This window comes from Muriicola sp. SD30 (assembly GCF_041205185.1).
Taxonomy (GTDB): Bacteria; Bacteroidota; Bacteroidia; order Flavobacteriales; family Flavobacteriaceae; genus Muriicola.
In genome coordinates this window covers 447,874-460,918 of the sequence record NZ_JBGEWB010000002.1, presented here as the reverse complement: position 1 = coordinate 460,918, position 13,045 = coordinate 447,874, and the positions used below count along the sequence as shown (strand labels likewise).

Annotated in this window: 14 protein-coding genes; 8 read left to right on the top strand and 6 right to left on the bottom strand. The window is 43.3% G+C overall.

The genetic code is table 11. From position 1 onward, the window contains the following. Positions 1 to 90: 90 nt before the first annotated feature. The 4 genes from AB8P51_RS07160 to AB8P51_RS07145 all read right to left on the bottom strand — a co-directional run bounded on the left by AB8P51_RS07160 (position 91) and on the right by AB8P51_RS07145 (position 5,906). Positions 91 to 2,502, bottom strand: coding sequence for a TonB-dependent receptor domain-containing protein (locus AB8P51_RS07160; RefSeq protein WP_369748107.1), 2,412 nt, complete (start codon positions 2,500 to 2,502; stop codon positions 91 to 93). A gap of 2 nt (positions 2,503 to 2,504) precedes the next feature. Beyond that, a complete protein-coding gene (recO, locus tag AB8P51_RS07155) occupies positions 2,505 to 3,224 on the bottom strand; it encodes a DNA repair protein RecO (RefSeq protein ID WP_369748106.1) in 720 nt (239 codons plus the stop codon). A 79-nt stretch (positions 3,225 to 3,303) separates the two neighbouring features. Then, on the bottom strand, positions 3,304 to 4,647 hold the full coding sequence (gdhA, locus tag AB8P51_RS07150; RefSeq protein WP_369748105.1) for an NADP-specific glutamate dehydrogenase: 1,344 nt from the start codon (positions 4,645 to 4,647) through the stop codon (positions 3,304 to 3,306). 104 nt (positions 4,648 to 4,751) lie between these two features. After that, a complete protein-coding gene (locus AB8P51_RS07145) occupies positions 4,752 to 5,906 on the bottom strand; it encodes a cystathionine gamma-synthase (protein WP_369748104.1) in 1,155 nt (384 codons plus the stop codon). Between the two features lie 137 nt (positions 5,907 to 6,043). Between AB8P51_RS07145 and AB8P51_RS07140 the strand changes: the two genes are divergently transcribed. Further along, positions 6,044 to 6,793: a DUF3298 and DUF4163 domain-containing protein gene (locus AB8P51_RS07140; protein ID WP_369748103.1), complete on the top strand. Its 750-nt coding sequence runs from the start codon at positions 6,044 to 6,046 to the stop codon at positions 6,791 to 6,793. 1 nt (position 6,794) lies between these two features. Here the strand turns inward: AB8P51_RS07140 and AB8P51_RS07135 are convergent, their stop codons facing one another. Further along, positions 6,795 to 7,262 carry a DinB family protein gene (locus tag AB8P51_RS07135; RefSeq protein WP_369748102.1) on the bottom strand — a complete coding sequence of 156 codons (468 nt, stop codon included), beginning with the start codon at positions 7,260 to 7,262 and terminating at the stop codon, positions 6,795 to 6,797. Positions 7,263 to 7,349: 87 nt separating this feature from the next. Between AB8P51_RS07135 and AB8P51_RS07130 the strand changes: the two genes are divergently transcribed. Beyond that, positions 7,350 to 7,706, top strand: coding sequence for an arsenate reductase family protein (locus tag AB8P51_RS07130; RefSeq protein WP_369748101.1), 357 nt, complete (start codon positions 7,350 to 7,352; stop codon positions 7,704 to 7,706). Then, positions 7,703 to 8,608 carry a DMT family transporter gene (locus tag AB8P51_RS07125; RefSeq protein ID WP_369748100.1) on the top strand — a complete coding sequence of 302 codons (906 nt, stop codon included), beginning with the start codon at positions 7,703 to 7,705 and terminating at the stop codon, positions 8,606 to 8,608. Before AB8P51_RS07130 ends, AB8P51_RS07125 begins: the two co-directional genes overlap by 4 nt. On the opposite strand, the gene AB8P51_RS07120 is transcribed toward AB8P51_RS07125, so the two are convergent. Next, complete coding sequence (locus AB8P51_RS07120) at positions 8,580 to 9,059, bottom strand: acyl-CoA thioesterase (RefSeq protein ID WP_369748099.1); 480 nt, start codon at positions 9,057 to 9,059, stop codon at positions 8,580 to 8,582. The two genes, AB8P51_RS07125 and AB8P51_RS07120, sit on opposite strands and share 29 nt — an antisense overlap. A 100-nt stretch (positions 9,060 to 9,159) precedes the next feature. Between AB8P51_RS07120 and AB8P51_RS07115 the strand changes: the two genes are divergently transcribed. From AB8P51_RS07115 to AB8P51_RS07095, 5 genes are all read left to right on the top strand, one after another. Next, positions 9,160 to 10,137: an NAD(P)H-dependent flavin oxidoreductase gene (locus AB8P51_RS07115; protein WP_369748098.1), complete on the top strand. Its 978-nt coding sequence runs from the start codon at positions 9,160 to 9,162 to the stop codon at positions 10,135 to 10,137. A 6-nt stretch (positions 10,138 to 10,143) separates the two neighbouring features. After that, positions 10,144 to 11,151 (top strand): bestrophin family protein, encoded by a 1,008-nt coding sequence (locus tag AB8P51_RS07110; RefSeq protein ID WP_369748096.1) that lies wholly within the window; start codon positions 10,144 to 10,146, stop codon positions 11,149 to 11,151. Beyond that, the gene (locus AB8P51_RS07105) at positions 11,151 to 12,134 is read left to right on the top strand and encodes a YheT family hydrolase (RefSeq protein WP_369748095.1); all 984 of its coding nucleotides are present in this window, start codon (positions 11,151 to 11,153) and stop codon (positions 12,132 to 12,134) included. Before AB8P51_RS07110 ends, AB8P51_RS07105 begins: the two co-directional genes overlap by 1 nt. Before the next feature lie 21 nt (positions 12,135 to 12,155). Continuing rightward, positions 12,156 to 12,635: a c-type cytochrome gene (locus AB8P51_RS07100; RefSeq protein WP_369748094.1), complete on the top strand. Its 480-nt coding sequence runs from the start codon at positions 12,156 to 12,158 to the stop codon at positions 12,633 to 12,635. Positions 12,636 to 12,721: 86 nt separating this feature from the next. Beyond that, positions 12,722 to 13,045 (top strand): hypothetical protein, encoded by a 324-nt coding sequence (locus tag AB8P51_RS07095; protein WP_369748093.1) that lies wholly within the window; start codon positions 12,722 to 12,724, stop codon positions 13,043 to 13,045.

The window sequence follows — 13,045 nt, the reverse complement described above, 5'->3', positions numbered from 1 at the left end:
GTTTTTTACTCTATCTGCCTGATTGCCAGAGGCTGAGAGAGATCACTTGCTGAGGCAACTAAATGTTAATCTTGGAGGGGAAGAAATATGTTAAAATGTATAGCCCAATGCCAGGATCAGATTTATACCAGGGGCCGATATTCCTGAAGAATAGGTTCTGTATCTCTGATCGGTTAGATTTTCAAGGGACAAAGAGGCATTTAAAGCATCGCTGATCTGATACTGCGACCTTACGTTTAGGGTATACCATGAAGGAGAATACGGATTTCCGTTGTCATCCAGATCGTAAATGTAGTCTTTACTGCGCTCAGTCAGCGCCAAATCCTCATAGCGTATTTCCCCATTAAAGTTAAGGAAGAGATCGGTCTTGAGTCTTGTTTTTGTCCAGATAAAATGGAAGTCCCCGAAAGTGGGAGCTGCATGCCTGGCTGCCGAGTCCTCTCCGCTATCGTCCTCTTCTGTTCCCTTGGTAATGGTAAGGTTAGAGGTAAGCTGCATTTCATTATTCAGGTAGACTTCGCCTCCGAACTCAAAACCGTAGACATAGGCTTTTGCTGCATTCTGTATGGCTTGTACATTACTCAGTTCCCCATTGTAAAGTATTTCACGCTGCCCATTAAAGGTATAATCGCGGCGTACCAGAGCATCGACCAGATACGTATAAAAAGTAGCGGCTCGCAAGACGGCTTTGTTTTTAAAGTTCTTTTTGATCCCAAAATCTACATTGTAGGCGTATTCTGGTTCCAGTTCTGGATTGGGAACAACCACCGAGCCCGGCTCTGAATCAAAGACTTTCCCGATATCATCAATGTTCGGGGCCCTGAAGCCGGTAGAGCCGTTTAGGGTAATTTGGAGCGACTGATTTGGAAACCAGCTCAAACCAAGACTTCCCGTTAATGCGCCATTGTCTAGCTTAGCAGTTGTAAAGGGAAAAGGGTAGAAAGTAGTGTCAAATTCGGCATTGATCCAGACATGGCTGTATCTCAGTCCGGATAATAGTGTGAGATTGGGCTGGGCCTTATATTCGGCATTGACATATCCTGCCAGGGTTTGCCAGCTCGATCCGTCGGGATATCGGGAAGGAGCTTCCTCCTCCTGCTGTGTTTCAATATTTAACTGGCTTCCCGTTGAACCTACCCTGTTGTAAATGTATTCACCCCCGTAATACAACCTCAGATCACCTATCCTCTTGTTTTCAAAATCGAGGTTGAAAGAAATTGCATCTACCTTTTCCCTGGTTCGGTTTAAAATGGGATCCTGAAAATCACGATCATTCCGACTCTCCTCAAAGAACTGATAAGCTGTAGTTAACTTAAGTCCGTCATAAAACTTACTATTCCCTTTTTTGTACAGCTGCAAATTCCCCATAAACCACTTTTGAGGCCCGTAATACCACTCTGCAGAACGAAGTCCGGAACCCTCAGTATCGGGCCTGATAAGGCGGTCATAACGTGAATAATCCGATGTTTCTGAATAGTACAGTCCCAGATCGTACTGCCAGTCCGAATCTGGCCTGAATGCAATTTTTTGCAACAAGTTTATTTGATCATAGCCTGTTGGAAGTTGTCTCTTCGGCTTAGTATTATCTACCAGAACATCTGTTCCGTTTTGACGTTGTACAAAACGATCTCTCAGGTATCTTTCAGGACCATGAGATCCCATCCTAAGATCGTCAAAACGGTTATAGGTTATACTGCTGAGGGAAGCCCATTTTTTTGAGGCTACATTAACGTCTCCGTGCAGCGTATTCTCATTGTTGGCAGTTGCGTATCGCAGATCGACGTTTCTGGTAACCACAAGAGTATCGAGTCGGGGCAGATGAGGTTGCAGGGTATAAAAGTTCATCACGCCTCCGATGGCATCACTTCCGTAGATAACGGACCCCGGACCAAAAACGACTTCAGTGTTCTTGATGGTAAAGGGGTCTATCGAGATAACATTCTGAATATTTCCTCCCCTGAAAATAGCATTATTCATCCGAACACCATCAACAGAAAGGACTAAGCGGTTGGTAGCAAATCCCCTGATCATTGGGCTCCCTCCACCAAGCTGACTCTTCTGCACAAATACCTGTCCGCTGTTTTGCAATAGATCTGCCGAGGTTTGCGGATTGGTAAATGCGATATCTCTGGCGCTTATGGATGCGATTTTTTGAGGGATATCCTTCTTCTGTTGCTCCCATTTGGAAATCGACATTACCACAGCGTCTAACTGTTCTGTCTTGGGTATCAATGCTATCTCATTCCCCCTTCGAAGAATCTGATTTTTTGTTGCCGTCCTGATTTCATAGCCGATATGACTTATGGTAAATCTTTCAGATCCCTTAAAAGCGGATAGGTCACAGATTCCGTCAATATCGGTTATCAATGTTTTACTCTTATCGGCATTGTATAAAAGGGCATTTACCAGTGGATTTTTCGTCTCCCCGTCTACCACAGTTATCTTCTGCGCCTGTGCGCAGAATAGCATAAAGAAAAAACCAATACTTAGTATTAGGCGCATGCTTACTTAAAAACTTCGTTTAAAACCTCTAGTGATTTGGGTTTTCTAAAACCGTGCAAATGTAATTCAAAATAGAGGACTATTTTTTGCAATAAAGCCTGCCTCTCTTCCTTCTTGATCCTGATCGTATGGATAGCATCAAAATTTGTGCCTAAGAATGCCTGAAAGAGAGATAATTCGCGCCCTGTGAGAAGAGGGTTCAGGGAGGGCTGTAAAACGAACCGACCGTCCTGCAGGTCGAAATAGTCTGATCCCGGATCTGAAATATCAGGATAGAAACCCAGATACTTACTTACCTCCAAAAGAAAGTACAGGTGAAAATTGCCGATCTGCTCATGGTGGTCTGCCCATTGGAAAGCGGCTTCAAGGAATTGAAATAGGCCCTCATTCTTTTCTTCCTCATAAATACTGTTCCCCATCATTTCTGCCAGGAAAAAGGCAAGAGCATTTTTAACAACATCAGAGTGTAATGACTGGTAGGGGTAGATAATTTTGACTTCCTGTAGCCTTTCCATACTCCCCTTGTTCCTGTGAACAGCTACAATTTCCAATTGCGTAAGAGGCAGGAAATAGGCCGATTTCAATTTCCCCTTTTTCGACCCCAATACCCCTTTAAGCAGATATGTCTTTAAACCGTCCGATTCTGTAAACATCTTTACGATCAGGCTGGAATCACCGTATTTTATTGTTGAGAGCACAATGGCCCTGGTTGTTACTCGCATGGAAAAAAGCTTACGTCTAAAGTACAAAAAAGCCCCCTGAGAGAATCCCGGGGGGCTGTTTCATTTTGTTATGGGAGTATTAAATCACACCCTGGGCCAACATGGCATCAGCTACTTTCACAAAGCCAGCGATGTTTGCACCTTTAACATAGTTGCAGTATCCATCTTCTTCTTTCCCGTATTCAATACAGGAGTCGTGAATGTCCTCCATAATCCCTTTTAGTCGCTCATCAACTTCTTCCCTTGTCCAGCTGATTCTCAGGGAATTCTGCGACATTTCGAGGCCAGATGTAGCCACTCCCCCTGCATTTGAGGCCTTCCCGGGTGCGAAAAGGATCTTATTTTCATGGAAAGCATGAATAGCGTCGGGCATCGAAGGCATATTGGCGCCTTCGGCTACACAAATACATCCATTCTTGATGAGTGTTTTGGCACCTTCACCATCCAGTTCATTCTGGGTGGCACATGGCAGGGCAATATCACAGGGCACTCCCCATGGGGTTTCTCCCTTGTGATAGGTAGCCGATTTGAATTTATCGACATATTCAGAAATACGACCTCTTTTGTTATTTTTCAGGTCCATTACCCATTCTAGCTTTTCTTCCGTAATACCATCCTTGTCATAAATATACCCACCTGAATCGGAAAGGGTAATAACTTTTCCACCTAATTGTAATACTTTTTCAGCTGCAAACTGAGCAACATTACCCGATCCGGAGATAACCACATTCTTTCCTTCAATCCCCTCACCTCTGGTCTTTAACATACTTTGGGCAAAGTAAACCGTTCCATAACCAGTAGCTTCAGGCCTGATCTTGGAGCCTCCCCAGGAAAGTCCTTTTCCTGTCAGTACTCCCGTAAATTCGTTCTTAATTTTTTTGTACATCCCAAACAGGAATCCAATCTCCCTTGCACCTACCCCTATATCTCCGGCAGGAACATCGGTATTGGGTCCTATATGCCTGCAAAGCTCGGTCATAAAGGAGTGGCAGAACCGCATCACTTCGTCATCCGACTTACCTTTAGGGTCAAAGTCGGACCCCCCTTTTCCACCCCCCATGGGCAGGGTAGTTAAACTGTTTTTAAAAACCTGTTCAAATGCAAGGAACTTCAGGATGCTGGCATTTACCGTAGGGTGAAACCGCAATCCGCCTTTATAAGGTCCGATGGCAGAATTCATCTGAATCCGGTATCCGCGGTTTACGTGTATTTCGCCATCATCATCAACCCATGCAACCCGGAAAGAAAGTAAACGCTCTGGCTCAACCATGCGCAAAAGAATATTCTTTCCGCTGTAAATTTCGTGTTCGGCAATGTATGGGATTACTGTTTCTGCTACTTCCTGTACTGCCTGGATAAATTCGGGTTCATGACCATTTCTCCCTTTAACCTCATCCATAAAGGCTTTGATTTTTGCATCCATAGGTTTTTGCTATTTATTGGCTATTAATAGATTGACAATATAGCGGCAAAATTATATTATTTGAATAATTATAAGGTCTTTTTTTTAACTATTTGATAAATGCATCAGCCAATTGCCTGTTCAAGATCTGCGATAAGGTCATCGGCATCCTCAATACCCACACTCAATCGTATAAGGGCATCAACTACACCACTTTTTTCCCTTTCCTGCTTGGGGATACTCGCATGCGTCATACTGGCCGGATGTCCAGCAAGACTCTCTACTCCACCGAGGGATTCGGCCAGGGTAAATACCTGAAATTTTTCTACAATCTTAACTGCATCTTTAAAGGAACTGCCTTTGGGAATAAAGGAGATCATCCCCCCGTAGTCGTGCATTTGCTCTCTGGCGATATTGTGGTTGGGATGCTCTTCGAACCCCGGCCAGTATACCTTCTCAATTTTCGGATGCTTGCTGAGATAGTGAGCGATTGCTTTTCCATTTTCACAGTGCCTTTGCATTCTTACATGAAGAGTCTTAATCCCTCTTAAGACTAAAAAACTATCCATAGGCCCACATACAGCACCGCTGGCATTTTGAATAAAATAGAGCTTATCAGCCAACTCTTTATCTCTGACAACCAATGCTCCTACAACTACATCACTGTGGCCCCCCAAGTATTTGGTAGCAGAATGCATTACGATGTCTGCTCCTAGTTCCAGGGGTCTTTGCAAATAAGGCGTGGCAAAGGTATTGTCTACTGCAAGTAAAAGATCGTGTGCTTTGGCCAACTCCACGGCGCCCTTAATATCGATGATATTCATCATGGGGTTGGTTGGAGTTTCTACCCATAGCAATTTTGTATTGGAATTGATCTTTTCGGCCACCTTGCCCAGATCGGTCATGCCAACAAAATGAAAAGTGATCCCATATTTCTCGAAGACCTGTTTAAACAAACGATAGCTTCCTCCGTAGAGATCATTGGTAGATATCACTTCATCTCCCGGGGAAAGTAATTTGATTACTGCATCTATGGCCGACAGACCGCTCGCAAAAGCCAGACCGTAGCTGCCATTCTCAATGCTGGCCAGGGATTGTTCCAGAGCTGTTCTCGTAGGGTTTGCACTTCGTGAATATTCGTATCCCCTGTGCCCTCCCGGAGTGGTCTGTGCGTAGGTTGAAGTTTGATAAATAGGGGGCATAACCGCACCATATGCCTCATCGGGTTGCTGTCCTCCGTGTATAGTCTTACTATTGAATTTCAAGGTTTTCTTGCTCATAATAATGGAATCAAGCTACAAAGGTATTGTTCTGCCCCGTATTTAACGAATCCTTTTTTTTATGAAATACACACTATGAACAAATGGCACTGAATGGATTAAAATGTAGATTTGTAACACCAAAAGAACATAACCTAATGAAGTTTTTTAAAGCCCTCTTTATCTTATTCTTATTTCCGATTTTTATTTCATGTGAGGAAGAATCAACCCTGGTAATGGAACCGGTGGTATATACCAATGCCCCCTGTGACAATTGTCCGGAGATTACAATACAGTACCCGCGTATCCTGGAAGATACGAAGCTGGGCAGAACTGTAAACACAGGGATACAGGAAGAGATCATCGAACTACTCACTTTCGCAGATAGCCTTGAAGTGACCAACCTGAATGAGGCTGTAAATTCATTTAATCTTGGGTATTCGGAACTAAAAGAAGTGTATCCCGATGAAACAGTACCCTGGGAAGCAAGGATAAATGCAGAAGTCTCTTTTGAGAACAGGCGTGTCCTCTCTATACGTATGGACTCCTATCTTTTTACAGGAGGTGCCCATGGGTACTCAGCCACCAACTTTCTGAATTTCGATATTGAAAAAGGAGAGAAAATTGATACCAGAGAACTTTTCAGCGACCTTCTTGCCTTTCGCGCTTATGCGGAAGACAAATTTCGGGAACAGGAAAAAATTCCCACAGAAGCCCCTATCAACAGTACCGGATTTATGTTCGAACTCGACACTTTCTACCTTCCCGAAAATATCGGCCTGACCCCAAAAGGTATTTTACTCCTGTACAACCAGTACGAAGTGGCTTCCTATGCCGACGGACAGATACAATTACTTATCCCATTTAAAGAGGCGAAGAAATTTGTGACCCCGGCAATGAAACTGTAAGCTAAGCTGGAGAAGATATCAGTTTCTGAATACTTCGGATAGTACCGTAATGGATACCCAAATGTACCAGGTTAAAGCTAATGGCGTCCTCCACCTTATTGAGAGTGACCTGCGCACTTGTTGTATAGGGATTAAACTCTTTAAAGATTCCTTTTTTATAGTCGTCCCTGATCCACCCCGGGGCATTCAATAAACCGTCTGCAACCTTTTCTATTTCTCCTTTTGTCACGCTTTTTTCAGGGAAGGTACCCTTGCTATATTTTTTTATCAAATCCCCGTCCAATCTGGGCGTCAATCCACTCAACTTATAAATGAGTAACTGCTCGGTTACCACTACGTGCGCGATATTCCAGAACAAGTTATTATTATGTGATGAAGGAATCGCAAAAAGTTGATCTTCCGGAGTATTCAAAAGCACCTTGTGATATATCTCATGAAGTTTTTCTGTTATATCGAATAGTTTTTCCATGACTTCGTTTTGATAAAAGTATAGATTTTGACCATAAATAGGTTTCTTTGCAGCAGGATATTCTCCAAGCACTAAAAGATATTGAAGATGAAAGGAGTTCTATATTACCTCAGCACCTGTGACACCTGCAAAAGAATCATCAGGGAACTCGAGTTACCTCAGGAAATTACCCTGCAGGATATCAAGTCAAATCCAATTAGTGAGAGCCAACTTAAAGAACTAAAGACCCTTGCCGGCAGTTACGAAGCCCTCTTTAGCAAGCGCGCAAGAATGTACAAGGAAAGAGGTCTTAATAACAGAAATCTGTCCGAAAAAGAGTATCGGGATCTTCTATTAGAACATTATACGTTCCTGAAGCGACCCGTTTTGCTTGTCGGAGAGAAGATCTTTATCGGTAATGCAAAAAAAACCGTGGCTGCGGCCAGAGAAACCCTCCACCCTTGACCAAAAGAACCCTGGCCATACTGGCAGCACTGGGTGCAACTACAATTTACGGCCTGAACCATACCATCGCCAAAGGAGTCATGCCCGACTATGTAAAGCCCTTTGGGTTTATCATGATACGGGTTCTGGGTGCGACAGCCCTCTTTTGGGCTATTTCTTTTTTAGGTCCTAAGGAAAAGATTGAGAAAAGAGATTGGGGCCGACTCATACTGTGCGCTATGTTTGGTATGGCCATCAATATGCTGGCATTTTTTAAGGGCCTTGATCTGTCTACTCCGATCAACAGTTCAGTCCTGGTAACAACCACTCCAATAATTGTTGTTGTACTGTCTGCCTTTCTGATTCAGGAACGAATCAGGTTACTCAAGGGAATAGGCATCATAATTGGCCTGGTAGGGGCAATAGGACTCATCATCTACGGACAGGAAGTTAGACAGGACGCTCCCAATATTCCCCTTGGAAACAGTTTGTTTTTAGTCAATGCGCTCTTTTTTGCCCTTTACCTGATCCTGGCTAAGAAACTTATCACAAAATACCATCCGTTTACGCTGATGAAATGGCTCTTTCTGATTGGTATCTTCCTTAACCTCCCCATAGCGCTGCCTGAATTCCTCGAAATTTCATGGAGTACACTTCCGGGCGAGGCACTTTGGAAAATCGCTTTTGTGGTATTAGGTACTACCTTTTGCACCTATCTCTTTAACGCCTATGCTCTAACCCAGCTCAAAGCCTCAACCGTGAGCGCCTTTATATATGTTCAACCCCTGGTTGGAATTGTTTTTGCCGTTTTTAGTGGTAAAGATGAACTGAGTCCTGTAAAGATCATTGCGGCGCTCCTGGTATGCCTTGGCGTTTATCTGGTCAGTAAAAAACCTAAACCAGATCCTTCGGTGTCTTCTTAAATTTTCGAGTGTCTTCTTTGGTAAGTATCCTGAAATTATCGGCCCTTTCAAATTCGAGGAATTTATTGAGGAGTTCACCATTAAGTCCGATTAGTTTTCGCGTTTCCAGGCTTATCCAGGCTCCCATCATTTCACAATGAGCAACGTTTTTCCCATCTGCAGTATAGAAATTATGATGGAATTCAAAGAACATTCCGTCTTTGCTCATCCCGGCAACCTCAAGGGATACTTTTATCGGTTTACCGGGAAAAACCTCCCTGAAGTAATACATATGCTCGTAAAACACAACCGGACCTATCTGATGCTCGATCAGGGTTTTATGATCAAATCCCATCTCCATAAGGAACGCCATCCGGGTATGACTCATAAAATTGGTATACGCACTATTGGCCATATGGCGATTGGCATCAAGGTCGCTCCATCGCACTTCAAATTCCTTAAAATAGGTCATCTTTCTATTTATTAAAGCGCCAAAAATACCATTGTTTTCTCTTTCTACAGGATGCTATACAAAAAAATTAATCCCTATTTTTAGCCCTTAAACTTAAAAAATGAGCTCAAAACCCGACTTTATAAAATCGCTATCCCTCCCTGCCATTGCCGCTCCCATGTTCTTGATTTCAGGGCCTAAACTCGTCATAGAGTGTTGTAAAAGTGGGATCATAGGCACCTTTCCTGCCCTTAATCAAAGGAGCAGTGAAGGCTTTGAAGAATGGCTCATAGAAATTAAAGGGGCTTTGGCCGAGTATGAAAAGCAGAGTGGCAAAAAAGCGGCTCCATTTGGGGTAAACCTCATTGTACATCCTACAAATCCAAGACTGGAGGCCGACTTAAAACTCTGTATCAAACATAAGGTGCCAATTATTATCACTTCGCTGGGAGCTGTGTCACAAGTCGTAGACGCAGTACACAGTTACGGCGGACTTGTTTTCCACGATATCATTAAAAAGCGTCATGCCGAAAAGGCAGCTGAAGCCGGGGTAGACGGACTAATACTTGTAGCAGCCGGAGCAGGCGGACACGCCGGTACCATCAACCCAATGTCGCTGGTTGCCGAGATTAAAAAATTCTTTGACAAAACCATCATCCTTTCAGGATGCATTTCTACAGGTCGCGACATCGCGTCGGCTATGCAGATGGGGGCAGACCTTGCCTATATGGGTACCCGTTTTATCAATACTACTGAGAGTAAGGCTCCGGAGGAATACCGGAAAATGATCATTGAGGCTGGGGCCAGTGATGTGGTTTATACGGCAGCCATCTCGGGAGTGCATGCCAATTTCCTGGGGGCAAGCCTTAAAGCTGCAGGGATTTCAGAGGAGGACCTTAAAAAAGACCGGAAGATCGATTTTGGGAAAGAACTCGACACAGAAGCCAAAGCATGGAAGACGATCTGGTCTGCAGGGCAGGGAGTAACTACAGTTGAAGATGTTCTGCCTGTTGCTGAATTGGTAGAACATCTCAAAAATGAATTTAAAGACGCTGTTCAAGATCAGGCTGAACTTTTAAATACTTACCCTAAAGCGTAAATATAGATGTATGTAAAAAGAAACATAGGATGGGGATTAATTCTTCGTTTTGCGTGGAAAAATCTCATCTTTTTTACCCTTTACGCTGCAGTCATTTTTTATGCCTATCATTTTCTTTGGTTCGATTTTATTGATATTCCTTTCCAGCCTTTGTCAGTCATCGGCATAGCAGTGGCTTTTTATATTGGATTCAAAAACAGCCAGAGTTATGATCGTTTCTGGGAGGGTCGAAAGATATGGGGAGGTATTGTTAACTACAGCAGAACATGGGCACTACAGGTAATTAGTTTTATTCAGTCTGAAGATTTACAATACAACCAAAAAATACAGCGTGAAATGATATACAGGCATATTGCCTGGATTAACGCATTGAGGGTTCAACTAAGACAACCCAAAGCATGGTCGATAAAGGCAAATTCCTCTGTAGAAAGATTACATGACAAACATGGAGAACGAAATCCCTCCTGCAACGAAGCCAGCGGTTATGTAAGCAAAAACGAGTTTGAAGATCTAGGCAACAGAGTGAATCCTGCGACTCATCTGGTAAAAAACCAGGCGAAACAATTAATTCAACTCAAAAAAAAGGGGGTAATTGACGGATTTCAGGAAGACCAGCTACAATCGGTGCTTGAAGAATTTTATAATCTGCAAGGTAAATGTGAAAGGATTAAGAACACGCCTTTTCCCAGACAGTACGGATATTTTTCAAAAATATTTACCTGGATTTTTGTACTTCTTCTACCCTTCGGTCTGCCAAATATTTTTGGTGATGATAGCATGGCCGGCTCCAGAGAATGGTATCAATTTCTGATGATTCCTTTTTCCGTTCTAATCTCATGGATATTTGTTAGTATGGAAAGTATTGGGGATAATAGTGAAGATCCTTTTGATGGCCGTATCAATGATGTCCCAATGACGGCACTCTGCCGGACAATTGAAATTGATTTGCGGGATATGTTGGATGAAAAAGACTTGCCAGACCCAATTCTTCCAAAGGATCATATTTTATATTAATGGCAGTTATTCCCTCAGACTACTCCCCTCCCCTGCTCTTCAGGAACGGCCATGTTTCAACAGTATATTATGGCCTTTTTCGAAAAATTGACGACTTTGATCAGGAACGAGAACGCCTGGAACTTGCAGATGGGGATTTTATGGATCTCGACTGGAGCTACGCTGATAAGACTTCCGGGAAAGTAGTGATCCTGCTTCACGGTTTGGAAGGCCATGGCCAAAGACCTTATATCACAGGGAGTGCCAAACACCTTAATCAGGCCGGGTACGACTGTTGTGCCGTAAATTTTCGTGGCTGTAGTGGGGAGTCAAATCGACTTTATCGTTCATACCATTCAGGGGCGACAGAAGATCTTGATGCGGTTGTTAAACATATTTTGGGAAGCAAAGCGTATTCAGAACTTTACATCAAAGGCATTAGTTTGGGCGGGAATATGGTATTGAAATACGCAGGGGAAGGCAGAGAGCTTCCTCCCTCCCTGAAAGCTATCATGGCGGTTTCAGCGCCCGTTGATCTCTACAGTTCTCTTAAGGCGTTGATGGGATGGAAGAACATTCCCTATGCCCGGAGGTTCAGGAAACACCTGGTGGCAAAACTCAAAGCGAAGCAACCTCAATTCCCTGAGCTCTTGCCAGACCACGAAATCCAAAAGATAAAGACCCTTAAAGACTTTGATGATATCTATACAAGCAGGGCCCACGGTTTTACAGATGCTCTGGATTATTATGCGCGCTGCAGTTCTTTACAATTCCTGCATAATATCAAGATAAAGACACTAATAATCAACGCCCGGAATGATTCATTTCTCGGGCCGGAATGCTATCCTTATAAACAGGCTGAGGCCAATGAAAATATTTATCTGGAAGTGCCAGATTACGGTGGACACGTGGGCTTTTACGATGCTCAAAATATTGCCTATACAGAAAAAAGAGCACTAAAGTTCTTCGAGCAAATCTATGTAGAGCCTAATTTCTTATCTTAGTGAAGTAAAAAAATAAAACCGATGAAAAAAATACTACTGGCAACTGTACTGGGCTTTTTTGCACTGAGTTGCGGCGAGAAAAAAGAAGAGAAAAAAGAAGGCTTTGAAATGAATAGGACAAAGTCGACCACCAGCGTGGAAACCAAGTCTGAAGGTGTCCCGGTGGATATGGACAATAAAGGGATTGGTCCGATAACCGAACTTACATTCCCGGATGAGATCGATCAGGAGATGGCAGCACGGGGAGAAGCTAAATACAATGCCATTTGTACGGCCTGTCATTTGGCTGAACAAAGAATGATCGGTCCTGCCCTGGCCGGAGTTTACGAAAGGCGCAGCCCGGAATGGGTGATGAATATGATGTTAAACCCCGATGGCATGCTGCGAGAGGACCCCATTGCCATGGCCCTTCTGAAAGAGTATAACAATGCCATCATGCTCAACCAAAACCTTACCCAGGAAGAAGCCCGGGATCTTGCTGAATACCTGCGTACGCTTTAATCCTACATAAAATATAGTTGTACCCTTATGCTTCTATCCCAGAAGATAAGGGTACTTTTTTTGTATTTTAATACAAATTTTCAAGGATGTGGGAAGAGCAATTAAAGATATATGACGAACTAGTAGCTAAGTGTCCTCGTTTTCAGCGAAAAGGGAAGACCATGCCTTACACCTCAGCCAATGGTCATATGTTCTCGCTTTTTAACAAGGCCGGGGAACTAGGGATACGATTCTCCAAAGAGGTACAGAAGAAATACCTGGAAAAGTACAACACCAGCCTGTTTAAATCATACAATTCTATAATGCACGGCTACATTCTGATAACCGCAGATATGCTGAAAGATCCTGACCATCTGGTTAATCTGCTTAATGAAAGTTTTGATTACGTGATGAGCCTTCCTCCGAAATGA

What these genes read in the sequence shown, in the direction of transcription:
- AB8P51_RS07160 (WP_369748107.1), bottom strand. Translation starts at nt 2,502, where the DNA reads ATGCGCCTAATACTAAGTATTGGTTTTTTCTTTATGCTATTCTGCGCA.
- recO (WP_369748106.1), bottom strand. Translation starts at nt 3,224, where the DNA reads ATGCGAGTAACAACCAGGGCCATTGTGCTCTCAACAATAAAATACGGT.
- gdhA (WP_369748105.1), bottom strand. Translation starts at nt 4,647, where the DNA reads ATGGATGCAAAAATCAAAGCCTTTATGGATGAGGTTAAAGGGAGAAAT.
- AB8P51_RS07145 (WP_369748104.1), bottom strand. Translation starts at nt 5,906, where the DNA reads ATGAGCAAGAAAACCTTGAAATTCAATAGTAAGACTATACACGGAGGA.
- AB8P51_RS07140 (WP_369748103.1), top strand. Translation starts at nt 6,044, where the DNA reads ATGAAGTTTTTTAAAGCCCTCTTTATCTTATTCTTATTTCCGATTTTT.
- AB8P51_RS07135 (WP_369748102.1), bottom strand. Translation starts at nt 7,262, where the DNA reads ATGGAAAAACTATTCGATATAACAGAAAAACTTCATGAGATATATCAC.
- AB8P51_RS07130 (WP_369748101.1), top strand. Translation starts at nt 7,350, where the DNA reads ATGAAAGGAGTTCTATATTACCTCAGCACCTGTGACACCTGCAAAAGA.
- AB8P51_RS07120 (WP_369748099.1), bottom strand. Translation starts at nt 9,059, where the DNA reads ATGACCTATTTTAAGGAATTTGAAGTGCGATGGAGCGACCTTGATGCC.
- AB8P51_RS07115 (WP_369748098.1), top strand. Translation starts at nt 9,160, where the DNA reads ATGAGCTCAAAACCCGACTTTATAAAATCGCTATCCCTCCCTGCCATT.
- AB8P51_RS07110 (WP_369748096.1), top strand. Translation starts at nt 10,144, where the DNA reads ATGTATGTAAAAAGAAACATAGGATGGGGATTAATTCTTCGTTTTGCG.
- AB8P51_RS07105 (WP_369748095.1), top strand. Translation starts at nt 11,151, where the DNA reads ATGGCAGTTATTCCCTCAGACTACTCCCCTCCCCTGCTCTTCAGGAAC.
- AB8P51_RS07100 (WP_369748094.1), top strand. Translation starts at nt 12,156, where the DNA reads ATGAAAAAAATACTACTGGCAACTGTACTGGGCTTTTTTGCACTGAGT.
- AB8P51_RS07095 (WP_369748093.1), top strand. Translation starts at nt 12,722, where the DNA reads ATGTGGGAAGAGCAATTAAAGATATATGACGAACTAGTAGCTAAGTGT.